This window comes from uncultured Mobiluncus sp. (genome assembly GCF_963511525.1).
Taxonomy (GTDB): domain Bacteria; phylum Actinomycetota; class Actinomycetes; order Actinomycetales; family Actinomycetaceae; genus Mobiluncus.
Window position 1 is genome coordinate 357,896 of the sequence record NZ_CAUPIY010000001.1, and the last position, 24,139, is coordinate 382,034.

Genomic DNA, 24,139 nt, shown 5'->3' on the forward strand with positions numbered 1-24,139 from the left:
CAAAATTTAGGTTTCGTGTCCCCGCACCGCGGTGCTAACGGTTGGGATCGTAAGCGGAAACCAGCTGCAACAATTCCACCTGGGGGTCAGCTGTGGGCGTAGCCGGAGTGAGAACCAGCACCAGACTGCCCAACGGCAAATCAGCCAAACCCAATGAGTCAGCTGAAACCGAAAGTAACTCGCCGGCATTCCAGTCAGCGGCGGTGGTCTGTCCATTCCAATCCGTACTGACCCGTTTCACGATGACGCCCTGTCCCGATTCGACTGCCGGACCGTCGCCAGTGGCGTAAACCGCGGTGGTTTGCTTGGAGGGATATGCCCCTGCCGCCGCAGTGTTCAGGGTGTACGCACCTTGGCCGTCCGCCCCAATGCTGATGCCAGCCGGCAGCGGGTTATTGGTGAGGGTAACTTGGAACTTGGAGGCCGCGTCCGCGGACACCGCTAAACGCACGTCTACCACGTAGGCCAGCGTGTCGCCCTTTTTAACACCAATACTGCTGGCACCCATATCGCCGTAAGCCTTGTTCGGGGGCAGAATGAGCAGAACCCGCTGACCGACCTTGACCCCACTAAGCTCTTTCCAGCCTTCAATCGGCGGATGAGCCAGCGAAATCGCGCGCGGTCCCGCCGCGTCGGTGATGGTGGAATCGGGCATCAAATCGCCGCCCCAGACTTTGCCGTAGTAGTCCACTACGACCAGGTCACCGTCCTTGACCGTCTCGCCTTTCTCATCGCCGTCATCGAGCACCTTCATCACGGGAGCCTCCGGCGGCGGGGCTGCCGGGAAATTGATCTCTGGAACCGTCCCGAACTGGGGCGAAGCCACGGTAGGCATTTCGCTGCCAGCAGGTTTAGAACAGGCAGAAAGCGACAGTGCGAGGCTGGCAGCCGTCAGAGCCAAGGCAATTTTTCGTAACACGATACTCCCCAGGAATACTCAAGTTCAGAATTGTTTAAACTTGATTTTACCGTGAATAAGTCCTCGTTCGGGCCTGATTGTTACCAACTTTTCGAGTTTGTTATTTCAGTGCCCCGCCCTAAACCGATGAACCGCGCCTCGTGGCGCTAAAAAAGCGGCGAGCTCGGAAAACCGAGATCGCCGCGACGCCTAACAGGACTGCCCTAGTGAAAGGACCCTCCGCAGGAACAGGTATTGACCGCATTGGGGTTATCGATAACGAACCCGGTCTGAGCCAGGGTGTCCTGGAAATCAACCGTGGCGCCAGCCAGATAGGGCACGCTCATTTTGTCAACTACCAGCTCAACGCCATCGAAATCCCGTACCGCGTCGTCATCGGAGAGTTCATCGTCGAATTCGAGCTGGTAAATCAAACCGGAACAGCCTCCGGGAGCTACGCCCACGCGAAGCCGCAAATCATCACGGCCTTCCTGTTCCAGCAAGGATTTAACCTTTGCTACTGCGGCATCCGTCAAAGTGACCTCGTGGGTCAAAGAAGCTGTCTCCATCTATATTCCTTCATGAAAAAACACTGCAACTTAGTCTAACCTTATTTATGTCGTTTTTTCTTCCTCAGTTTTGGCACCGCCCTGACCTGGGCATATCACCACCTGTCGGGCAGTCGTTGCTCTCAATCGGGCAAATGCCAGGTTTGACCCAGGATACGGCCCCACTGCGCGGCACTACGTGCGGGGTGTTCGGTGAGAAAGTAGGCTTGCGCGATGCCCGATTCCTGCAGCTGGCGACGTGACAGCGGGGAATCCGCAGCCAACACCACCACTGGTTGAATGCCGTGCCGAGCCGCCCGTGCTACAACTAGGTTCGCCAAGTCAGCCGGGCCGGGAGCATCGGTGATTTCCCGTTGGATGACCAGGTACAGATCCGCCTGCGCGTCCAGCCTGACTTGCCGGGGGCTGACAATGGTCAGTCCTTTCACAAGCGCCGTGCCGGTGCTGTCCGGGTTGGGAACGGCCGAGTTGAGCGCGGCAGGACTCGTGCACTCAGCTCGTGCCGGCTTGGCCGGCTGTAAATCCGCCACGTCCAGGTGCAGGGTGTCAGCCGGATGGTACTGGCTCCACGCGCCGCAAAAGTCCTGGGCAAAATCGGCGAATTCGGGGGTCGCCAGAATCTGGATTCGCACCGGGCTGAACCTAGTTGAGCGCCTGTGCGGAGCCATTAGCTAACCGCCCCAACAGCAGAGTCTCAGCGAGCACTGCCCCTTGCAAATCAGCTAAATCTTGGGATTCGTTTTCCGAGTGGGCGTTGGTGTAGGGATCCTCTACCCCGGTCACGAGGACTTCGGCAGCGGGAAAAAAATCCTGGAAAGTGGCAATGAATGGAATCGAGCCGCCTTGACCGATATTGACACTCTTGACCCCAAACGCATCGGTCAGGGCTCCGTGCATCAAAGCCAGCACCGGAGAATCCAGGTTGGCGGCATAGGCCGGACCGGCTTCCAGGCACTCCACGCTAACTTCGGCTCCGAAAGGAGCGTTGGCGACCAGGTAATCCGACAGCGCTTGAGCTGCCTTTTGAGGGTCCTGACCGGGGGCAATCCGCATAGAAATGCGGGCTTTCGCCTGCGGGATAATCGTATTCGAGCTGGCCGCGACGCTGGGCGCGTCAATCCCGATGACGCTGATAGCCGGCTGGGTCCACAGGCGGGAGGCAAGGTCACCAGTTCCCGTCAGTTCCAGCCCCGCCACAGCACCCATTTGTTTCCGCAAGTCATCTTCTGGGTAGTCCACGTCCGCCACCGTATTCGTCACCAATCCCGGAACCGCCACACTGCCCTTGTGATCGTGCAAAGTAGCGATGAGCCGGCACAGGCAGGTCAGGGCATCTAAGGTGACCCCGCCGAAAGCCCCGGAATGCACGGCGTGGTCCAAAGTCTTGACGCTCACGTCTACGCTCAACACGCCGCGCAGGCCGGTGGTCAGGGCTGGTTGGTGCACGTCCCAGTTTCCGGAATCCGTCACAATGATGACATCAGCTTGCAAGAATTCCCGATTCTGTTCCAGGAAGGCGGTAAAGGTTGGAGAGCCGACTTCCTCCTCGCCTTCGATAAAGATTTTCACGTTGACGGGTAGTTCATCGCCCCACGCCCGCAGCATTCCCAAGTGGGTGGCCACCCCGGCTCCATCATCGCTGGCACCGCGGCCATAGAGACGGCCGTCGCGCTCCACCGGCTCAAACGGATCCGAATCCCACTTATCCAAGTCCCCGGTGGGCTGCACATCGTGGTGTGCATAGAGCAGCACGGTAGGAGCGCCAGCTGGTCCGGACTTTTCAGCCAAAATTGCAGGACGAGAAACCAAACCGGTTTTCGAATCGGTCACGGTCACAATGCGCGCCGTGGCTCCAGCTGCCTCCAGGTTCTTCACAATGTATTCCGCGCTGGCCTGCATATCCGAGGCATGTTTCGGCAGAGAGGACACCGCGGGAATCCGCACCAAGCCTTTCAAGAACTCGACTACATTGTTGAAATCGGCAGTTGCGCGTTCACGCAAGGTTACTTCCTCCACCGCATTTTCCTTTCCCTATTTTTGTTTGCCGGTCACTTTGCCGGTTTTCCAACATAAAAAATCTGTGGCATGATTTGCCTATCATGAGTCTATTAAAAAAGCAGCAGCCAAGCGAAGCTGAAAACACGGGCGAATCGAAAACCACCACCAACCCACGCCAAAAGAAGGGGCCCACCCCTTCTCGTAAACAGCAGGAAGCCCGCAACTACCAGGGACTGCTGGGGGTTGACAAGAAGGTCGCGAAAGAGCGGGCGCGCGCGGAATCACGCCGCCGCTACGAACGCGAACAGGAAGGTTTGCGCACGGGGCGTGAAGATTTGCTGCCTTATCAACATCGTGGCCAGGCTCGCCGGATGACCCGGGACTATATTGACGGACGTTACAGTTTCGCTGAATTCATGATTGTGACGATGCTGGCGCTCATGGCCCTCAGCTTGATTGCTGTTTCCATTTTGAACCGGCAAGACTCGGATTTGGCTCAAAAAGTCAATACCTGGACTTTGATTGGCTCTTACGCTGTCTTGATTCTGGGTATGTTAGATGCCGGTTTTATCGCGGGACAAGCCCGGCGGAAGGTGGTGAAGCGTCTGGGTGCGGACAACGTGCCGCGCGGTTTACGCTGGTATGCCTTTACGCGCGCCATCATGATTCGCCGGTGGCGCAGCCCGAAGCCTCAGGTGGGGCGCGGCAAGTCCGCTAAACAGCAGCGAAATTCCTGATAAACGCGCTGTTCTATTGTTAAATCAGCGTAAATTCAGCGTTTACCGCTCGTTAAGAGTCGCGGTCAAGGCCCTATAACTTATAGACTGGGCATCATGGATACACGTTATTTAGGTAACTCTGGACTTAAGATTTCTTCGCTAATTCTCGGAAACTGGCTCACTCACGGAGCCCAAATAGAAGACAAAACTGCGGAAAAAATCGTTCGGACCGCCCTGGAGAACGGAATTTTTACATTTGATACCGCTGATGTTTACGCCAACGGCGATGCCGAAAAAGTCTTGGGGAGGGCTTTGCGGGACGTGGATCGTCAGGATTTGGTGCTGATGTCCAAGGTTTATTGGCCGGTTAAGGGCTTCGGACCGAACGATGCCGGGCTGTCCCGCAAACATATTTTTGAATCTTGCCACAACTCTTTGAAGCGGTTGCGCACCGATTACCTGGATGTCTATCAGGCGCATCGTTTCGATTATGAAACCCCACTGGAAGAAACCATGCTGGCTTTTGCCGACCTGGTGCGGGCCGGAAAGATTCTCTACGTTGGGGTTTCCGAGTGGTATCCAGACCAGATTCGCGACGCGGCGCATCTGGCCCGTGAGCTAAAGATTCCCTTGGTCTCTAATCAGGCTGAATACTCTATGCTGTGGCGAGTCGTCGAGGACGGGGTCGTCGAGTCTTGTGAACACAACGGCATGGGACACCTGTGCTTTTCTCCTTTGGCACAAGGGGTGTTGACCGGGAAGTACCGTCCGGGGGAAACTCCTAAAGAAAAAACGCGCGCGGCCAGCAAAGTTGGCGCCAAGTTTATGCACCGCTGGATGCAGGACGACCTGCTGGCCGCGGTGCAGGGATTGCGCCGGGTCGCGGAAGAAGCCGGGTGTCGTATGAATCAGCTGGCTTTGGCCTGGCTACTGGCTCGCCCCAACGTTTCCGGAGTCATTATCGGCGCTTCCAAAGCGTCTCAGATTGAGGACAATTTGGGAGCTCTGGACGTGACTATTGACGACCATTTGAATGCTCTCATCGACGATGTGCTGGGGGATTTTGTGGTTCATACGCAGCCCGATGATTATCCCAAGTCTCCGTTGAAGCGTCCCTAGCGCGGTTCCTCTCCCGTCCCGACTAGACTTGCCTTTATGTACAAGTTTGTGTTTCGTCACCTTTTCGTGAAGCTCGATGCTGAATGGGTGCATCGTCGCGCTATCGACTGGCTAGCATTTTGGGGACGTTTTGGCCTGGCACGCCAGGCAGTTTCCCGGATAGTGCGGCGCGGGGAACCGAGTTTTACCTGGCCCCTGCCCCGGACTAATTTTGACCCCGACCTTTCGGGAATCGAATTCCGCACTTACGGCCCTCTCGGCTTGGCGGCAGGCATGGACAAAGAAGCCCGCGCGGTCGCCATGTGGGACGCGCTGGGCTTTGGTTTTATGGAAATCGGCACCATCACTCCCCTGCCACAGCCCGGCAACAACCGTCCTCGCTTGTGGCGTATCCCGCAACAACGCGCCCTGCGCAACGCGATGGGCTTCAACAACGAAGGCGCCCGAGTGGCAGCTCGCCGGTTACGGCGCTGGCGAACCGAATACGGTGAACGAATCATCATCGGAGCCAATATCGGGAAGAACAAGGTCACTCCCCCCGAAAAAGCCCCGGCAGATTACCGTAAAGTCACGCGGGTATTGGCTGCCCTGGTAGATTTCCTGGTCATCAACGTATCCTCGCCAAACACCCCCGGATTACGTGACCTACAGGCAGTTTCCTCCCTGCGCCCCATCGTCAAAGCGGTGCAACGCGAACTGGAGTTCCAAGAATTATCCGAGCTGCCCGTGTTTGTAAAAATTGCCCCGGATCTGGCCGATGAGGACATCGTTGCGGTAGCGCGGCTGGCTATGGATGAGGGCTTGGCTGGGGTGGTGGCGACCAACACGACCATCAAGCACGATTTGGGTGCCGGCGGAGTATCTGGCGCGCCGCTGCGAAACCGCGCCCTGGAGGTCGTGAAGGTGCTGCGAGCAAACCTGAGCCGGGAGAAAACCATTATCGGGGTCGGTGGCATCTCGACCCTTGATGATGCCCGCGCTATGCTGGCTGCCGGCGCGAACCTCATCGAGGGGTTTTCCGCGTTCATCTATGAAGGCCCCGGCTGGCCGGCACAATTGAATCGGGAGCTAACCCACAGTTAGCTTTCGACCAGCTTAAGACATCCTGCTTGCCTCGCGTTGAGCCTAACTAATCCCACCAGAACCGCCACAGCTGCCGATTCAGGTACCTGTTATGAAAGACACTGACTTCATCGGGACAGGCGTCCTCACCCAACTCAAAGCGCTTCAGTCCGGCATAAGCCGCGTGCGGATCCTCATCGTCGGGACTGAGCCCCAACAGGTGCGGGGACACAAATATAGTATCTATGCTCAAACGCTCATCAAAGCGCTGGGGACCGATCATGTATCCGGAAAAGAAGGCTTCACCGGGATGTTTAACGACGAACTGCAGCAAATCCTCCACCCGAGGTGCATAGTTTTGCCGCTCGTCCAATGCGTTGGGCGGTATCACTTTCAACAGTTGGGTGGCTAACCACTCATCCCCGTCCGAGTACGGCAGATAGTCAACCATTTCCTCTACATCCACGTCAGGATATTCACGAGCCATATCGAACCACATCCAGTCCGAATACGGCAGAGTCAGGGTGGTGACCCCCTCCAGCACCGTCCAGCCTCGCGGCCCATAAATGCCCGGATCCAGCTGAGGATTGCCGATTAGTCCCCGCAAACTTTCTAAAGACATGGTTTTTGCTAAGTTACAGCGCTCGCAATCGCAGCTGACGTCATGATGCGGCACTTCCTGAGCCCTCCAATTCCGCAGTTCTTGCATAATTTCCAAAGTCGCCATAGATATTCCTTTCTGTTTTCCCCCAAGACCCGGTTGGCGCCGTTCCTTCTTAGTTTTCAGTGTTCTCACAACCAGGGCGGGTGTCGAAATAAGTTTTTCTTACCTGTGGAAAACCCCGATTTCGCCCCCCTTGTGGAAAACTCTGTAAATCCGCTTGTTTTCGGTCTAAAGTTGGGAATTTTGGGGATTAAAAGGCACAATTAAGCGTGCTGATTGACCTGGATTCCCTCACCGCCTACCCGGAATATCTCAATGACTACACCCAGTTAAAAGACGTAAATCTGCGCCGCAGTTTGGAAGCGGAACAGGGGCTGTTCATGGCGGAATCGAACGAAGTCATCGGCCGAGCTCTGCGCGCCGGATATACCCCGCGCTCCGTGCTTTTAGCCCCGCATTGGTTGGATTTCATCCGTCCGCTCCTGGCCGCCAGTCCCGCCACCGGATTTGCGGACGACGGCGGACCCATTCCGGTGTTTGTGGCCCCGGAAGCCCTCTTGGAGCGCCTGGTGGGTTTCCATCTGCACCGCGGGGCGATAGCGGCCATGCAACGCAAACCGGCCCTGGATCCGCGTGAAATCCTGAACCGTTCGTCCCGAGTCTTAATCTTGGAAGATTTGGTCGATCACACGAATGTGGGAGCAGCGGTGCGCAGTGCCGCGGCCTGCGGCTACGACGCCATCATGGTCACGCCCTCGTGCGCTGACCCGCTGTATCGCCGGGCGGTACGGGTTTCGATGGGCACGATTTTTCAAGTGCCTTGGACCCGGTTGGAGCGCTGGCCCGACCCGGCGTTATTTCACGAGTCTGGTTTTGAACTGGTCGCGCTGGCGCTGCGCGAGGACTCTCAGGACTTGCGAGATTACGCAGCGGAACTGGCCACTGACCCGACTCGAAAGGTGGCTTTCATTGCAGGAGCTGAACGGGATGGATTGAAACCGCGGACGATTGCCCGCGCCGATAAAGTGGTGCGCATCGCGATGGCTCACGGGGTCGATTCCCTGAATGTGGCCGGGGCTATCGCTATCGCCTGCTGGGCGACGGCCGCGAAACCGCCTGTAAACGGCTCATCACCAACCGAAACTTGGGATCGCTAGGCGAGCAACCGCCGCAGCCAGGCCAAAGTGTCCGCGGGACCGCTCACCGCCTGACACGGTACCCCGGTCGCCAGTACCGGATAATCGTTGCCCCGCTCGTCGAGACGATCCCCCAAGAACACGAGGTTGAGCGGGGTGTATCCGGTCGATTCCAGCAGGGAGCGGATGCCGTAAGCTTTATCCACTCCGCGTGCCGTGACGTCCACCGAGGTAGCCCCGCCGCTGCGCACCTCCAGCTGGGGCAACTGCTTTCCCAGCGCCTGCACCAACGCGGCTTTCTTCGAGCCGTCGGGGTCCCAGGCTCGTTTTGCCGCGAGGGGCGCTTGCTGACCCAAGGCGGAAAAGGTCACCTGGGTGCCGCGGTCCTCGATGATGTTTCCCCACGGTGAGGATTCCCAAAAGCCAAGTTCACGAGCAGTTGTTTCGATAGTTTCAACAGTCTGTCGCCGCAGGTAATCCGCGAGGTCTCGACGGTAGACGCGCACCAATTCTTCCGGTCCCCTGCCCGGTTCCATCCGGTAATACTGGGTGCCGCAGGTGGGCAGCAGATGCAGCGTGTGCTTTGGAGCCGGCTGGTCGACGAGTCGGGAAAGAACCTGGGTTTGGAACTGAGAGAGCTGGCCGCCGGAAATTATGGCTGCTTCGTAGCTGTTCAGCAGTCTGGCCAGGGTCGCCGCCATTTCGGTGTCAAGGGGCATTTTTGAGGCTGCCAGCGTATCGTCCAGATCGAAAGCGACCAGACGCAGGGCTTCAGAGGGGGTAACGTGCAAGCTCACGGGCAATCCTGAACAGAGGGCTAAACCGTAAACCGAGCCATCCGCTCGTCCAAGGTAGAGACGGCGTCTTGCACCACGCTCATGTGTTCTTGGAACTGCTCAGATTCAGTATGGGCACTATGGGAGAGGGACGCTAAGGATTGCGAATGAGTGAACAGTTCGTCAGAAAACGAACGCACCTCGTCGATGCCAGTATTAGCTTTGGACAAAGCGGCTTCTTGACGGTTCACGTCCTGGGTGACGGCCTGTTGAGAGGCACTCAACGCCTCCAGCTGGGTCAACAGAGATTCGATGCGCTGTACCCCGTCTATCGCTTGGGTCTGGAGCTGGGCGACCTGGCTGAGAACCTCACCGGTGGTTTGGGCAGTTTGCGAAGCCAAATCTTTGGCCTGGTTGGCGACCACGGCGAAACCTCGCCCGGCTTCCGCGCTGCGGGCAGCCTCGATGGTGGCGTTCAGTGCCAGCATATTGGTTTGTTCCGAGATAACAGAAATATCCGTCATCAAAGCCATAATGTTTTCCACCGAGGTTTTCAGCTCGGTGACTGCGGCGTTCAGATTGCGTGCGGCCGTGATACCTTCGGAACGCAGAATTTCGTTGCTGGAGGCAATTTCGGACAAATTGGCGATGTCTCCCGCTACCGCGGTGCCGTTGTCCGTCAGAGTTTGCGCCGTCTGTCCCAGTTCTGTCCCGGTTTCAGACAATCGGTTACTGCTCTCTAAGACCCGGTCGTTGCCCGTTTTGACGATTTTGGCCTGGCTGCCGGCAAGCGCGGCAAAGTTCCGCAGTCCGTCTACCCCGCTGCGCAGATTGACCACCAGGGAGGACAGCGATGCCATCGCTTCGTTGACTGCCTGGGACAAATCCGCAATTTCGTCTTTGGTATAGATTTCGGCACGTTTCGTAAAATTGCCCGCCGCGCAGTCCGCTAGGGTCAGGGATACAGCTTTCACCGAGCGGCGGATTCGGGCCCGCATGGTAAAACCAATGACCGTCCCCAGGATGGCCAAAATCACTATCAAAATGACTTGGATGATGATTTGGGTGAAAATTTCACGCTGCTGGACCTGGGGCTGACCTCCCAGAGAGAGGATTCGCTTCAACCCCACCAGCAGTAACACCACAGAAAGCGCCGAAAACCCAAAACTCAAGAACGCGGTGAACCGGAATTGCCCCGCGATGGAGATCAGCTTTTGTTTCATGACTGTTCCACCGATTCCTCTGGGCTTTCCGGATTGCGTTCCCCCGCGTCCTCAATCATCTGGAGGTTGTGAATCATGGTGCGGGTGGAAGAAATAATTTCCTCCACTTTGTCGGATCCGAAGTCGATGTTTTGCAAACTGGTCTGAGACTGGGTGGCGGCCTCGGTGATAGTCTCGATTTCCTCGCTCAAGGCCTGAGCCTGGGCAAGTGCTCCCGCACAGGCTGCCTCCATCGAGGCCACGACCGCGGCCTGGTCAGCCACGGCTTGGGCGGAAACCTGCTGAGAATCGTTGATTTGGTTCAATTTTTCGGTGACGTCGGCAGTCACCCCCACCGCCCGATTGCAACGTTCCTGGATCTCTGTAGAAGCCTGGGTAACCGCCGCCGCCGCGATGCTGGTTTGCACCGCAAGTTCTTTAATCTGTCCGGCCACGACCGCGAAACCGGCCCCGATTTCCCCGGCTTTCGCCGATTCAATGGTGGCATTCAAAGCTAACAGGCTGGTTCGTTCCGCGATTTGGGCAATCTGATCCACAGAAACAGAAATTTCTTGACTGTGGGATTGAAAATCTTGAATAATTTGTGAAATTTCCGCCAAGTCCTGCACTTCGCTGTGCCCAATTGCTAGGGCTTCCTCAGTGTGGCGGGCAATGTCACTTCGGGAGGAGGAAATCTCGGCAGCGGCATCAGCCAGTTCCGCTGCCGACTGGGTGAGCATCTGAGCTTGGGGCGTGACCGTATCGACTTCCTGGCCGACCTTGCCACCGGCCTCACCCAAGACGCCAACCGCACTGTGCAATCCGGTTTGTTCCTCAGAAACCTGACGGTACACGCTGCGAGTTTCATTCATCAGCTGACTGAGAGCTAAACGAGTTTCATTCATCACCCGCGCCAAATCGGACAGCTCGTCATTAGTCACTCCCCGCGCTGCCACCGTAAAATCTCCTGCCGCTATCGCCTGGGCACTGCTCCGCACCGAGCTGGCAGCATCGGTAATGGAACGGGAAATGAATCTGATGAGCGCCCACGCCCCCGCGGCTCCGGCCACTCCCACGACGATCAGCGCTCCCACCACCACGGGCAGGTTAACGCTGAGCGCACCTTGAGAACTGCTGGCGACCCGCCCTAACAGGCGAAGCAAAACCACCAGAGAAACTAAAAAAATCAAGCCCGGAGTCAGTAACACGGCTACCCCGCTGACCAGGTTTTTCGCTAAAAGGTTAAACCTGATTCCGCGCAGACGCAGCTCGTTCGGGTTATCGGACATGCGTTAATTCTTACCAGAATTCGCGGAATTGTTCAGAAATGCCACGAGGTTTTCCGCTGTTTTCAAGCCAAAACCGGGGACTTGGGCAATCTCGGAGGCGCTGGCCTCACGCAAACGCTTGACCGACCCGAAATGTTTGAGCAACGCCTTCTGACGGGCGGGACCGACTCCTGGAGCCGCATCCAGAATTGAACGAGTCATAGCCTGGGCGCGTTTCTTGCGATGCGCGCTGATGGCAAAACGGTGTGATTCATCACGCAAATACTGCAGCAAATACAGGGCTTCGGAGGTACGCGGAAAAATGACCGGAAAGTCATCATCTACCCGCCAGACTTCCTCCAAGCGTTTGGCCAGCCCGATGACCGGAATGTCCCACACCCCGACCTCATCCATCGCCGCCCGGGCGGCATGAACTTGGGGCAGCGCCCCGTCCACCACAACCAAATCGGGACGGTAGGAAAACCGCCGCGGTTCTTTTTCTGTTCCCAAGGGGGGTATGGCGCCAGATTGTGCCGTCTGGGTGGAAGGGTTTTTCGTTTCGACAAGGGCCGTGCCGCTCGCTGAAGTTGTTGCGGTAGGCTCGGGCAGCGCCGCGCCCGAGCCGTTTTCCTCTTGGATGAGGCGTTCAAAGCGCCTACGCAGCACCTCGTTCATGGCGGTCGTATCGTCGGGGGTGCCCGTGCCGTCAGCGCCTCGAATCGAAAACTTCCGGTAGGCATTTTTACGGGGAGCGCCGTCCTCGAACACCACCATGGAAGCCATCTGAAATGTGCCTTGTGTGTGGGAAATGTCGTAACACTCAATGCGCAACGGCGGATCGATGTCGAGCAGGCGTCCCAGCTCATTCAAGGCCACGTTCCGCTGCGTCAAATCCCGAGCTCGCCGGGTCTTGTACAGACGCAGCCCCTCCACCGCATTGAGCTGCACCCGGGACAGGGCTTCGCGTTTCGCCCCGCGCTGCGGAACCCGAATACTCACCTGGGAGCCCCGCAACTCACTCAACCAGCGCTGCAACACGTCCACATCTGTTGGGGAAACGGAAACCAAAATCTCCTTGGGAATGACGGAAGTATCAAAATGAGCCATATCGTTGGCGGAACTGGGGCCGACTCGCCGCGGCCGCGCGCCGCCTCCCTCACGAGCGAGGTCTGCCGCCACTTCTCCATAGATTTGCTCCAAAGCCCGCGCCATCAGGGAGGGTTCGTCCAGGTCCTCTTCCCGCGCGCTCACCCAGCCGCGCTGCCCGCGAATCCGCCCCGCCCGCACATAAAATACCTGGACGGAAACCTGGAGTTCATCGGCCTCAAGGGCGAATAAATCCGCGTCCGTGTCGTCGCTGAGCACCGCAGCATTTTTTTCCAAAACCTTACGCAGCGCCTCCAGCTGGTCCCGTTTCCGCGCCGCGTCCTCGAAACGATAAGACTTGGCATCGTCCCACATGGCAGTCTCGATTTCGCGCAAGAACCCGGCGTCGCGCCCGCTCATGAAGTCGCAGACTTTTTCCGCCAGTTCACGGTGCTGCGCGGCGCTGACGCGGCCGATACACGGCGCGGCACAACGTCCGATATAACCCAGCAAACACGCGCGGTTAGCGGCTTGGGCTCGGGCAAACACTCCATCAGAGCAGGTCCGCACGGGAAACACGCTTTGCAGCAGCTCCAGGGTTTGACGAATCGCCCACACCGCCGTGTAGGGCCCGAAATAGCGCACTCCGCGTTGATGCGCGGTACGCAGCACTCCCATGCGCGGATATTCCTGGTTCATCGTCACCGCGAAGTACGGGTAGGACTTATCGTCCTTAAACATCACGTTGAACTGGGGGTCGTGTTCCTTAATCCAGGTGTATTCCAAGGTCAAAGCCTCAACCTCGGAGCCAACCACCACCCAGGACACCGACGCGGCGCTGGCGACCATTTTCGCGGTGCGCGGATGCAGACGCGCGGGGTCTACGAAGTAAGACGTCAGCCGATTGCGCAGATTTTTGGCTTTACCCACATAGATGACCCGGTCGCGGGCGTCGCGCCACCGGTACACCCCCGGTTGCGTAGGAATCTCGGAGGCCTGGGGAAAATCTGGCGCTTTCATAGGAACCTAACGTCACCGCAAACGGGGTTACCCCCCTTGTGAACCGGGCTCAAAGCGGCATGACCGGCGGCATTCATGATTCCAGCATTTCGGGATTCAACCCGGATTCGGTGTCGGGGATTCCCAGCTCCTCCGCCCGTTTATCAGCCATGGCTAACAGGCGGCGGATTCGGCCCGCCACCGCGTCTTTCGTCAGCTGCGGTTCGCTGAGCTGGCCGAGTTCTTCCAGCGAAGCCTGCTTGTATTCCAGACGCAGCCGCCCCGCAGAAATGAGGTGCGGGGGAATGTCGTCCCCCAGGATTTCAAAAGCCCGACGCACGCGTGCCCCCGCCAACACGGCAGCCCGGGTGGACCGGCGCATATTGGCATCATCAAAATTCGCCAACCGGTTGACTTCCCCGCGTTTCTCGCGCCTTTCGCGTTTATCTGTCCACTCACGCAAAGCCGCTGATGCGCCCATCTGAGTCAGCAAAGCCCTAATAGAGTCATTTTCCCGCACGGCTACCCGAGATAGTTGACGCACCTCTCGTGACTTGGCGTTCGCCCCCATACGCCGAGCCATGCCCACCAAGGCGAGAGCCGCTTCGGGACCGGGTGCCGTCACTTCCAGCGCCGAAGACCGCGTTGGTTCTGTCAGCGACCCGCGAGCCAGGAAGGCTCCGCGCCACGCGGCCACGCAGCCGGATAGGGGCCCGGACACGATTTCCGGGGCCAGCCCCCGCACCGGACGGCCCTGTTTGTCCAACAGCCCAGTTTCTTTCGCCAGTTTTTCTGCCCCCGGCACCACCCGCACCACGTAGCGATCCGCTTTACGGATTCCGGTTCCGCTGACCACCACCACGGAGGAGGCCGTGTGGTACAGGCTCCGCAAAGCGTGCTGCAGCCGTTTCGCGCAATCCGGGTGATCCAGTTCCGCCTCCACCACTATGGAGCCTGCCACCAGGTGGATTCCCCCCGCAAACCGCAGCAACGCAGACATTTCAGCGCGAAAATCAGCTCGCGATTCGACGCGAACCCCCACGAGTTCGTCTTTCGCGACTGCTGTCAGGGACATAGTGTAACTTCCTCCTGGTTGTGAAAAACCGGCACGGTTGAGAGCCGGTTAGTGAGTTCAATCACTATTCTAGCTAATGATTGTCGAGCTCTTCGATACTGGACAAATCTCCCCAGTTTCCGCTCATGGCGTCCCTGAAGGCGGCCGCTAACCGCAAGAAATCGTGACGCGCGGTGCCGTCTCCGACCGAAATTTGACGCAACATGACCTGACAACCCAGGTCGTTAGCGGCATTTTGCAAGTCGTCAATATCCGTCACCGAAACGGGGTCGCCAATCACCACCGACAGCCGCAGCTCAGGAACTATCTGATGTAAAACCCGCAGATGATCGGGCAGAGTCAGGTCTTGCGTCTCTCCGCGTTGACGGCTGAGGTTCAACACCAGGGCCTTGCGTGCCGGCGAGCGCACCAGTGCTTCCCTTAAATCCGCAATCAGCAGGTGCGGCATCACCGAGGTGTACCAGGAGCCCGGACCCAACACGACCCAATCCGCGCTTGCGACCGCCTGCAAGACTTGGGGAGTAACCGGAGCGTCGGGAGGATCCAAGCGGATTCCCCGCACCACCCCCGGTGCTTTCGCAATCTTGGATTGACCGCGTATCGTTTGAATCCGGCCGTCAACTTCCAGGTCAGCTTCGATAGCCATGGGGACAGTGGACATCGGCAAAACCCGACCTTGCGCATCCAGCAGCCGGGTCATCCATTCCAGACCCGCGACCGGGTCATCCAGGATCTGCCACAAACCGGCCAGCAACAGGTTACCCAGGTTGTGTCCGTTCATTTCCCCGTTCGATTTAAACCGAAACTGCAAAATATCACGCCAGGTCAGACCCCAATCTGATTCATCACACAAGGCCGCCAGCGCCATGCGCAAGTCCCCCGGCGGCAGCAGGTCGAACTCTTGACGCAAACGTCCGCTGGAACCTCCGTCATCGGCCACGGTAACGACCGCCGTGAGGTCCGTGGTGAGGTGGCGCAAAGCCGAAAGGGTGGCGTACAGCCCGTGTCCTCCACCAAAAGCCACCACTTTCGGGCCGGTCGCGCGCCCCGGCCACACGGAATCTTGGGGAGGCTCAAAATAATGTCCTTGTGAATCCATATCTGTAACACCCCCGAATTATTCCTTGCCGATATCACGATGAACGGTGCGTACTTGGAAACCTTTAGATCGCAGCAGGTTGGACAGGCGTTCAGCCATCGCCACCGAACGATGCTGCCCCCCGGTACACCCCACGGCAATCGTCACAAATGGCTTTAACTCGTGCAGGTAGCCGTTCAGTACCGGCGCCAAAGTGTCAACGTAGTTCTGGGCGAACTCGCTGGCCCCGGGCTGGCTTAATACGTATTTCGCCACTGCCTCATCCCGGCCGGTCAGGTGTCGCAACTCCGTCACCCAGTAAGGATTGGGGAAAAATCTCACATCGACCACGTGATCGGCATCCATGGGCAGACCGTATTTGAACCCGAAACTCATCACCGTCACATTCAATCCATTTATGGCCTCCCCGGACACGAGTTCGCGGATTCGCCTAGCCAAGTCGTGGACATTCATGTGGGTCGTGTCCACATAGATGTTGGCGCGGTCGCGGATGGGCCCGAGCAGCTCCCGTTCCGAGGCAATCCCGTCCATAATCCGCCCTTCGCCCTGCAAGGGATGGGGGCGGCGCACCTGCTCGTAGCGGCGCACCAACACCGCGTCGGAACAATCGAGGAATAAAACTTGCAGGTCGACCTGGGCTTCCCGCAATGCATCCAGAGTGGACATGAATTCTGAAAAGAAACTGCGCGAACGCACGTCAACCACCACTGCTAGGCGGTGCACGCCTTCGCCTCCGGGGGTCATCATCCGCGCCAGAGGACCGAGCATCCGGGGAGGCAGATTGTCCACCACATACCAGTTCAAATCCTCCAAGACCTGAGCGGTTTGGCTGCGTCCGGCCCCGCTCATGCCGGTGATAATCAGCATCTGGGCGCGTTCGCTGACGTCTCGCACGGATTGGGCATCCAGTTCAGGAATGCCCGACGGTACAGTTGGGGTGGGGTCTTCACTCATGTTTCCAGCTTATCGAGTTGATGGAGGGAAGTTCAGGCTTTGCGTAAGCCCAAATCTAAAGCCCTTCCGCCTCGTCCATCCACTGTGCCTCAAGTTGTTCGACCCGGCCGCGGGCGGTTTGCAGCTCTTTGGCCAATTCCGCCAGTTTTTCGTAGTCGGCGGGGTTCGTCTCAGCCAGCTGCGATTCAATCTGGGCTGCCTGTGCGCTGGCCTTGTCAAGCTTACGTTCCACGGATTGCAGACGTTTTTGGGTTTCGTAATCGGCTTTGGAACTAGTTTTCCCGTTCTCAAGGTTCCCCCGCGGGGCTGACGACTCGTCCGACTTGGGTCGGCTGGCTTGCCGCGCCTGTTCGGCCAACTCCAAGTATTCGTCCACGCCTCCGGGAAGGTGGCGCAGACCGTGGTCAATGACGGCATACTGGTTATCGGTAATCCGTTCAATGAGGTAGCGATCGTGGGAGACGACCAGCAACGTTCCCGGCCAGGCGTCCAATACGTCTTCCAAAGCAGTTAACGTATCGGTATCAATATCGTTGGTGGGCTCGTCCAAAATCATCACATTCGGTTCTTCCAGCAGCAACAGCAGAATCTGCAGACGCCGTTTCTGTCCCCCGCTCAACGCCCCTACCTTGGCTTGCAGCTGGGAGGAGTTGAACCCCAAACGTTCCAGCATCTGAGCGGGGCTCAGTTCCTTGCCTTCCACCTCAAAAGAGCCTTTGAGCTTGCCCAACACCTGGTAGACACGGTAATCCGCAATCTCGCGCAGCGCCCGAAATTCCTGGTCCAGGATGCCGATTTGCACCGTCTTGCCTTCGCGGCGTCGCCCCCGAGTCGGGGTAAGGTCCCCCGCCAGCAAACCCAGCAGGGTCGACTTTCCGGCTCCGTTGGCGCCCAAGATTCCGGCGCGCTCCCCTGGCGCCACCCGCCACGTGACATCACGTAAAACCGGAGGGGAATCCCCTTGTGCGCCATAGGAAAAATCCACATCCACCAGATCCACAACGATTTTCCCGAGTCTTCCGGTAGCCAGCTTCACCAGCTGCACCGTGTCGCGCACCGGCGGAACATCCTCAATGAGCGCGTTGGCGGCGTCGATGCGAAACTTCGGTTTGGAAGTTCGCGCCGGGGCTCCGCGCCGCAGCCAAGCCAGTTCTTTGCGTAACAGATTTTGGCGTTTTTCGGCGGCGAGAGCGGCCTGCCGGTCACGTTCCACGCGAGCCAAAATATAGGCCGCATACCCCCCTTCAAAAGGTTCCACCATGCCGTCGTGGACTTCCCAAGTATCACGCGACACCGCATCGAGGAACCATCGGTCGTGGGTCACCACCAACAGGGCACCCTCCCGTGCGGACCAGCGGCGATTGAGGTGCTGCGCCAGCCACGCCACCCCCTCCATATCCAGGTGGTTCGTGGGCTCGTCCAGTCCGATGACGTCCCAATCGCCAATCAGGAGCTTCGCGAGGGCGAGGCGTCGGCGTTGTCCCCCGCTCAGGGCCTCGACCGGCGATTCCCACGCGATTGCGGGCAACAGCCCCTCCAGCACTTCGCGAATCCGCGGGTCGCTGAGGACTTCGTGGTGTTTGGAGCCTGCCAACAGCACTGTTTCCACCGTGTCACAGCCGCTCAGAGCGTCTTCCTGTCCCAGCAAAGCCACCCGCAGCCCGTTGCGCCGGGTGACGAGCCCGGAATGCGGCTGCTGGGTTCCGAACAGCACCCGCAGCAGCGTTGATTTGCCGTCTCCGTTGCGCCCGACAATCCCGATACGGTCCCCGGCGCTTACCCCGACCGTGACGTCGTCCAGCAGGAGCTTGTCCGGATACTCCACGTGCAGGTTTTGCCCGCCCAGAAGGTTACCCAAGACGCCTCACTCCAAAAACTGTCGGCAGACCCCCGGTGGACCGGGCGAACTGCGGAAAAATCCGGGAACTACCCTTGTGAAACCACAATATCGGCATCCGCCGAATCCGTATTGATAACCCCGGTAGAGGCCGCCCGGCGGTGGCGGCGTCGCGGTGCGGTACCCTCCGTAGGAGCGTCTGAACCTGTGATTTCCAGGCGTGTTTGCGCCCCATCCAGAGCAGGTTTCTCACTGGCCTTTTCCAAGGAGGGCTTTTCCTGCGGTGTCGTCAATAGCTTCGGTTCCCGAGTTTTGGACGAACGCGATTGCTCGGGGGCGGGCGGCTCGTGTTCCTCGGAGGAGTGAGCGGCGGTAGCGATAGCCGCCATAGTTTGACGCACTTCCGGGTTCGTTTCCTTCACGGATTTCGCACGGGATCGACCACGCTTCGAACTGGCCGAAGACGTGGATGCACGCCGAGGCGCGGTCGGACGGGACACCACGTCTTCCGGGGCCTGACCGTTGTTCTCGACAGGCACATCGTGAACGATGAAGCCGCGTCCATCACAGCATTCACACTGGGTCGAAAATGCCTCTACCAGCCCCTGACCGACCCGTTTGCGGGTCATCTGAATCAGGCCTAGGGAAGTCACTTCGGTGACCTGGTGACGAGTCCGGTCGCGTCCCAGACATTCCACCAGGCGGCGCAACACCAGGTCACGGTTCGATTCAATCACCATGTCGACAAAGTCGATCACCACAATGCCGCCGATGTCGCGCAGCCGCAGCTGGCGCACGATTTCTTCGGCTGCTTCCAAGTTGTTCTTAGTGACGGTTTCTTCCAGAGTTCCCCCCGCGCCGATGTACCGCCCGGTATTAACGTCAATAACCGTCATCGCTTCGGTTCGGTCAATAATCAGGTAACCGCCGCTGGGTAGCCACACCTTGCGTTCAAAGCCTTTCGCGAGCTGTTCGTCAATGCGGTGGGCGGCAAAAATGTCGTCCTCGCCCTCCCAATGCTTCAAGCGGTCTTTTAACTCCGGAGACAGATCGCGCACATATTTAGAAATGGTCTTCCACGCGGTATCGCCCTGAATAGTCAGGGAACGGAAGTCCTCATTAAAAATGTCGCGTACAACTCGCACTGCCAGTTCCGGTTCCCCGTGCAGCAGCACCGGTCCGTTGCGGGTCTTGCGCTGTTTCGTCTCGATTTCTTGCCAGATTCGGGTGAGACGTTCCACATCGGCGCGCAGCTGCGCTTCCGTGGCTCCCTCCGCGGCAGTCCGAACAATAACTCCGTAACCGGCCGGAACCATCGTTTTCAGCAGGGCCTTGAGACGTTTGCGTTCCTCCTCGGGCAACTTGCGCGAGATTCCGGTCATCGCGCCGCTGGGCACCAACACCAAGTGACGACCGGCCAGAGTAATCTGAGACGTCAAACGGGCACCCTTATGACCAATCGGATCCTTTGTGACCTGCACCAAAACCAGGTCACCGGGGTTGAGCGCATCCTCGATACGCCCGGTTTTAGCATTCAAACCGGCAGCGTCCCAGTTCACTTCCCCGGCATAGAGCACGGCGTTGCGTCCCTTACCGATATCGACGAAAGCCGCCTCCATCGAGGACAGGACATTTTGCACCTTACCTAGGTAAACGTTACCCACGGCAGTTTCTTGTGTGTGTCGGGAAACGTAATGTTCAACCAGCAACCCGTCCTCGAGAACGGCAATCTGGTTCAAACCGTCGCGTTCGCGCACGACCATCTCTCGTTTCACGTTTTCTCGACGCGCCAGGAACTCCGCTTCTGTGATCGGAGTCCGTTTGCGGCTTTCCTTACGTCCCGCCTTGCGGCGAATCCGTTTCGCCTCCAACCGAGTGGAACCGTCAAGAGTCTTGACTTCCTCACCTTCTCCACCATCGGAACGAGTCCGGCGCCGCCGCCGGCGGGTTGTGCTGTTTTCATCCTCCGGGGTCGTGTCTTTCTCAGCGGCGGGGGTATTCCCGCTCTCAGACGCATTATTGTGCGCCGGGGTTTTCTTACGGCTAGAGGTTTTCGAACCGGACCGAGAGCTCGACGTCGACTCGCCCTTAGTGGTCGAGGATTTTCTCCGGCTGCGATTTTCCGGCTCAGCGGTGGCACTCTGATTAGAACGAGTATTGCGAGCCGGTTTTTCTTCCGCTGGCGGCGCCGAAGTAAAGGTGGACAGGTCCGGAGCCTGGAACAGCAGGCTAGCAGCCGGCAGAGACACCCCCGCGCTGGGGGCGCTGGCGGCAGACGACGCTTCTGAAGCCGAGAAAGTCGGACTGGGGTCCTTTACCTTCTTTGAGGAAGCATTTACTTTTTGAAAAGTCTCGTCTTTCGTATCTTTAGCGGCGGAGGACCGGGTACGAGTTCGTGCCGTACCGGAATTACGCGATGTTTTCTTTGCAACCGCAGTTTTTTCGGATTCTGTTGTCTTATTCACTTTAAAGCTCCTGCAAGAGACCGGCCAGCAACCAACCGATCTATTTAGTTGTCAGTCATCACCAAACGGTGGAAAGTCTATGAGAGATAAGGGATAGACCGGGCTAATGAAACCGTGAGACTGGGCTCACAAAAGGTTCCGAGTTGCCGACTTGGGCTGCTCAAGACACTCCTATCTCTGTGGAACATCCTATCGCACAGTCGGATTTTTTGCCCAGAAAAACCTCCGATGGGGTGCGAAATGTACAAGTTGGTAAAATTTTAGGGTAGATTTAGGAAGTGGCTCAGGTTCGCTTGGCGATTACGCTATGTGACCACGAAGTAAATCTGTTCCTAAATGCAATTTCTATAAATCTACGGAAAGGCGGAAAAGGTGACCGTCGTCTCAATGGGGCTTGAAGGCCTCGATTTGGCGCGGTGGCAGTTCGGTATCACAACCGTCTACCACTTTATCCTGGTTCCGTTCACCATTGGCATGTCCTTGCTGGTAGCACTGATGGAAACATTGTGGTACCGCACCGGCAAGGAATACTGGCTAAAGGCGACACGGTTCTTTGGAAGGCTGTTTATTGTTAACTTTGCCTTGGGCGTTGCAACCGGTATCGTGCAGGAATTCCAATTCGGCATGGGCTGGTCCGAGTACTCCCGCTTCGTCGGTGATATCTTCGGCGCTCCTCTGGCTTTTGAGGCTCTGCTCTCATTCTTTATGGAGTCCACGTTCCTTGGGGTGTGGATCTTCGGTTGGGGCAAGATCTCCAAGAAAGCTCACGTTGTCGTGTCTTGGCTGGTAATGGTCGGCGTCAACACTTCTATGTTGTGGATTATCGGCGCTAACTCCTGGATGCAGCGCCCGGTTGGTGCGGTCTTTGACCCGGCTACCGGTCGCGCTACCTTGAACGGCGCCGCCGCGTTCTTCCAAGTTGTTACCAACTCCACCATGTGGCTCGCGGTGTTCCACGTGGTAACTTCTTCTATTTTGCTGGCCTCCACCATCGTGGCCGGCATTTCTCTGTGGTGGATGGTTCGCGCCGCCAACGCTGGCGGTATTGGTGACACCGAAGCCCGCGAAGTCTGGCGTCCGATTGCCCGCTGGGGCATGACCATTATGCTGGTTGCTGGCGTTTTGACCATTGCTTCGGGCCACTTGCAGGGCCAGCATCTGGTTTACTACCAGCCGGCCAAGATGGCTGCCGCTGAGGGTCTGTGCGCTGGTGAATCCGGCGCCCTGGCTCTGGTGGCTTTCTCGGACTGCCCGCAGGACATCCAAAAGAACGACGACGGCTCTTGGCCGTTAACCGAAGTCGGTGTCGGCAAGATTCCGGGTCTGCTCGGTTTTGTCGCGCACAATTCGTTCTCCCGTTCCATCGCCGGTATGGCTGACTCCTCCGAGCGCACCCAGACCATGCTAGAGAACGCCGCGGACAAGTACGGCGACAAGGCTCCGAACATCGACACCGCTGGCACTTCTGGGATTAAGGGCGAAACCGGCGTTTACAGCTGGGCTCCTTATTCACCGTCCGTCCTGCTGGTGTTCTGGTCCTTCCGCTTGATGATGGGCCTGGGTCTGTTCTGTGCAGCCTTGGCACTGGTCGGTCTGTACCAGACTCGCGGCGGCAAGGTTTCGACCTCTAAGGGTCTGAAGCGTCTCGCCCTGATTACGCTGCCGATGCCATTCCTGTCGGCGTCCTTCGGCTGGATCATGACCGAGTTCGGTCGTCAGCCGTTCATCGTGTACCCGAACCAGGATGCCTTCGGTTCTGACCTTGCGGTTAAGACAGACGCCGCCGGCGTGTTCATGCTGACTGGCGACGGCTTGTCTGGCGTAGTCAATCCGCTTGAGTTCTTGATTTCGTTGATTCTGTTCACCTTGGTTTACTTGGTGCTCGGTATCATCTGGTTCAAGCTCATGGTCCGTTACTCCAAAGAGGGCATCAACACCCCGGCCTCCGATGGTGGCCCGAACGCTGCCTCTCAAGAGTTGTCGTTCGCTTACTAAGGAGGAAATCAGACAATGACTTTTCTGCAAATCCTTTGGTTTATCCTCGTAGCGGTCCTGTGGGCTGGCTATCTCGTCCTGGAAGGCTACGGCTTGGGCACCGGTATGTTGCTGCGTATCATCGGTAAGACCGATGACGAGCGCGGTCAGATGGTTCGCGCCATCGGCCCGCACTGGGACGGCAACGAAGTGTGGCTGCTCACCGCTGGTGGCGCGACCTTCGCTTCTTCTCCCGAGTGGTACGCCGTGATGTTCTCCGGTATGTACATCGCTTTGTTCCTGGTCCTGCTGTGCTTGATTGGCCGTATCGCGGCTATCGAATGGCGCAACAAGGTGGACACGCTGAAGTGGCGCGGCACCTGGGACACCATCCAAACCATCACGGCTTGGCTGGTTCCGATTCTGCTGGGTGTAGCCTTCGGCAACCTGGTGGCCGGCATGAAGATTATCGTGGCCGATCCCAAGACTCCGTTCACCGAAGTTGGCCCTGAGAACGTTGACATTGCCAATGCTGGCATGTCTCAGGTTCACTCTTTCATCGGTCTGGGCGAATTCCCCTTCAGCCAGCTGGTGAGCTTGCTGATTGGCGGTTCCGGCTTCGCGATTCTCGGCGGTTTGGTGATTGCCTCCCTATCCTTGGTTCAAGGGGCCAACTTCTTGGCTCTCAAGACCGACGGAGCTGTTCAGGAACGCGCGGTCGCGATTGCCCCGAAGTTGGGTCTTATCTCGACCGTCCTGACCGCAGTCTTTGCGGTGTGGGGCACCTTCGCCTTCAAGGGCGCTGGTTTCCTCTTCGCGCTGATCTTCCTGGTTATCGCGGCACTCTGCCTTATTATCAGCCTGCTCTTCGCGTTCAAGGGTGCTTCGGCAAAGGCTTTCACTTTCAATTCCATCGCCATTGCTATGGCTGTGGCTTGGGTGTTCGCCATGCTCTTCCCCAACGTGATGAAGTCCTCGATTGATCCGGCTTATTCGCTGACTATTGCTCAGTCTGCGGCTTCCGCCGGAACCCAGGTTGTGATGACCGTAGCGGCCATCATCCTGGTCCCGATCGTATTGGGTTACACCATCTGGTCTGTCTACATGTTCCGCGCTCGTATCAGCGTGGCTCCTGCAGGCGGCTTGGAGCCCGATAAGATTCGCGAAGGCGCGAACTTCCTGGTTGGCTAAATAAAGCGACGACGGTCTGAAACCGTTACGGGCGGGTCACTACGGTGG

Annotated in this window: 20 protein-coding genes; 6 read left to right on the forward strand and 14 right to left on the reverse strand. The window is 58.0% G+C overall.

The annotated features are described in order from the left end of the window. Positions 1-34 precede the first annotated feature (34 nt). The 4 genes from RQ935_RS01585 to RQ935_RS01600 all read right to left on the reverse strand — a co-directional run bounded on the left by RQ935_RS01585 (position 35) and on the right by RQ935_RS01600 (position 3,483). On the reverse strand, positions 35-919 hold the full coding sequence (locus tag RQ935_RS01585) for an FKBP-type peptidyl-prolyl cis-trans isomerase (protein WP_311496915.1): 885 nt from the start codon (positions 917-919) through the stop codon (positions 35-37). A 203-nt stretch (positions 920-1,122) separates the two neighbouring features. Further along, positions 1,123-1,467 carry an iron-sulfur cluster insertion protein ErpA gene (gene erpA / locus RQ935_RS01590; RefSeq protein ID WP_311496916.1) on the reverse strand — a complete coding sequence of 115 codons (345 nt, stop codon included), beginning with the start codon at positions 1,465-1,467 and terminating at the stop codon, positions 1,123-1,125. Positions 1,468-1,589: 122 nt separating this feature from the next. Then, positions 1,590-2,099, reverse strand: a complete 510-nt coding sequence (locus RQ935_RS01595) for a hypothetical protein (protein ID WP_311496917.1) — start codon at positions 2,097-2,099, stop codon at positions 1,590-1,592. Between the two features lie 10 nt (positions 2,100-2,109). Then, entirely contained in the window at positions 2,110-3,483 is a 1,374-nt protein-coding gene (locus RQ935_RS01600) for a dipeptidase (protein ID WP_311496918.1), read from the reverse strand. Between the two features lie 83 nt (positions 3,484-3,566). Between RQ935_RS01600 and RQ935_RS01605 the strand changes: the two genes are divergently transcribed. The 3 genes from RQ935_RS01605 to RQ935_RS01615 all read left to right on the forward strand — a co-directional run bounded on the left by RQ935_RS01605 (position 3,567) and on the right by RQ935_RS01615 (position 6,386). Beyond that, entirely contained in the window at positions 3,567-4,202 is a 636-nt protein-coding gene (locus tag RQ935_RS01605; protein ID WP_311496919.1) for a DUF3043 domain-containing protein, read from the forward strand. 96 nt (positions 4,203-4,298) lie between these two features. Next, on the forward strand, positions 4,299-5,303 hold the full coding sequence (locus tag RQ935_RS01610) for an aldo/keto reductase family protein (RefSeq protein ID WP_311496920.1): 1,005 nt from the start codon (positions 4,299-4,301) through the stop codon (positions 5,301-5,303). Positions 5,304-5,339: 36 nt separating this feature from the next. Next, positions 5,340-6,386 carry a quinone-dependent dihydroorotate dehydrogenase gene (locus RQ935_RS01615; RefSeq protein ID WP_311496921.1) on the forward strand — a complete coding sequence of 349 codons (1,047 nt, stop codon included), beginning with the start codon at positions 5,340-5,342 and terminating at the stop codon, positions 6,384-6,386. Between the two features lie 46 nt (positions 6,387-6,432). Here RQ935_RS01615 and RQ935_RS01620 read toward each other — a convergent pair whose 3' ends face one another. After that, on the reverse strand, positions 6,433-7,092 hold the full coding sequence (locus RQ935_RS01620; protein ID WP_311496922.1) for a hypothetical protein: 660 nt from the start codon (positions 7,090-7,092) through the stop codon (positions 6,433-6,435). A gap of 206 nt (positions 7,093-7,298) precedes the next feature. Between RQ935_RS01620 and RQ935_RS01625 the strand changes: the two genes are divergently transcribed. Next, positions 7,299-8,186, forward strand: coding sequence for an RNA methyltransferase (locus RQ935_RS01625; RefSeq protein WP_311496923.1), 888 nt, complete (start codon positions 7,299-7,301; stop codon positions 8,184-8,186). Here RQ935_RS01625 and RQ935_RS01630 read toward each other — a convergent pair. From RQ935_RS01630 to RQ935_RS01670, 9 genes are all read right to left on the reverse strand, one after another. Then, entirely contained in the window at positions 8,183-8,932 is a 750-nt protein-coding gene (locus tag RQ935_RS01630; protein WP_311496970.1) for an HAD-IIB family hydrolase, read from the reverse strand. The two genes, RQ935_RS01625 and RQ935_RS01630, sit on opposite strands and share 4 nt — an antisense overlap. A gap of 50 nt (positions 8,933-8,982) precedes the next feature. Further along, positions 8,983-10,164 carry a methyl-accepting chemotaxis protein gene (locus RQ935_RS01635; protein ID WP_311496924.1) on the reverse strand — a complete coding sequence of 394 codons (1,182 nt, stop codon included), beginning with the start codon at positions 10,162-10,164 and terminating at the stop codon, positions 8,983-8,985. Next, positions 10,161-11,432: a methyl-accepting chemotaxis protein gene (locus tag RQ935_RS01640; protein ID WP_311496925.1), complete on the reverse strand. Its 1,272-nt coding sequence runs from the start codon at positions 11,430-11,432 to the stop codon at positions 10,161-10,163. Before RQ935_RS01640 ends, RQ935_RS01635 begins: the two co-directional genes overlap by 4 nt. Before the next feature lie 3 nt (positions 11,433-11,435). Continuing rightward, positions 11,436-13,517, reverse strand: a complete 2,082-nt coding sequence (gene uvrC, locus RQ935_RS01645; protein WP_311496926.1) for an excinuclease ABC subunit UvrC — start codon at positions 13,515-13,517, stop codon at positions 11,436-11,438. A gap of 73 nt (positions 13,518-13,590) precedes the next feature. After that, a complete protein-coding gene (gene whiA / locus RQ935_RS01650) occupies positions 13,591-14,571 on the reverse strand; it encodes a DNA-binding protein WhiA (protein WP_311496927.1) in 981 nt (326 codons plus the stop codon). Between the two features lie 73 nt (positions 14,572-14,644). Further along, positions 14,645-15,670 (reverse strand): uridine diphosphate-N-acetylglucosamine-binding protein YvcK, encoded by a 1,026-nt coding sequence (gene yvcK / locus RQ935_RS01655; RefSeq protein WP_299294270.1) that lies wholly within the window; start codon positions 15,668-15,670, stop codon positions 14,645-14,647. Between the two features lie 18 nt (positions 15,671-15,688). After that, complete coding sequence (gene rapZ, locus RQ935_RS01660) at positions 15,689-16,624, reverse strand: RNase adapter RapZ (protein ID WP_311496928.1); 936 nt, start codon at positions 16,622-16,624, stop codon at positions 15,689-15,691. A gap of 55 nt (positions 16,625-16,679) precedes the next feature. Further along, positions 16,680-18,482, reverse strand: coding sequence for an ABC-F family ATP-binding cassette domain-containing protein (locus tag RQ935_RS01665; protein ID WP_311496929.1), 1,803 nt, complete (start codon positions 18,480-18,482; stop codon positions 16,680-16,682). Between the two features lie 68 nt (positions 18,483-18,550). Continuing rightward, a complete protein-coding gene (locus RQ935_RS01670; protein ID WP_311496971.1) occupies positions 18,551-20,332 on the reverse strand; it encodes an Rne/Rng family ribonuclease in 1,782 nt (593 codons plus the stop codon). A gap of 981 nt (positions 20,333-21,313) precedes the next feature. Here RQ935_RS01670 and RQ935_RS01675 point away from each other — a divergent pair. Further along, positions 21,314-22,921 carry a cytochrome ubiquinol oxidase subunit I gene (locus RQ935_RS01675; RefSeq protein ID WP_311496972.1) on the forward strand — a complete coding sequence of 536 codons (1,608 nt, stop codon included), beginning with the start codon at positions 21,314-21,316 and terminating at the stop codon, positions 22,919-22,921. Positions 22,922-22,936: 15 nt separating this feature from the next. Next, on the forward strand, positions 22,937-24,091 hold the full coding sequence (gene cydB, locus RQ935_RS01680) for a cytochrome d ubiquinol oxidase subunit II (RefSeq protein ID WP_311496930.1): 1,155 nt from the start codon (positions 22,937-22,939) through the stop codon (positions 24,089-24,091). The last annotated feature ends 48 nt before the right edge of the window (positions 24,092-24,139 follow it).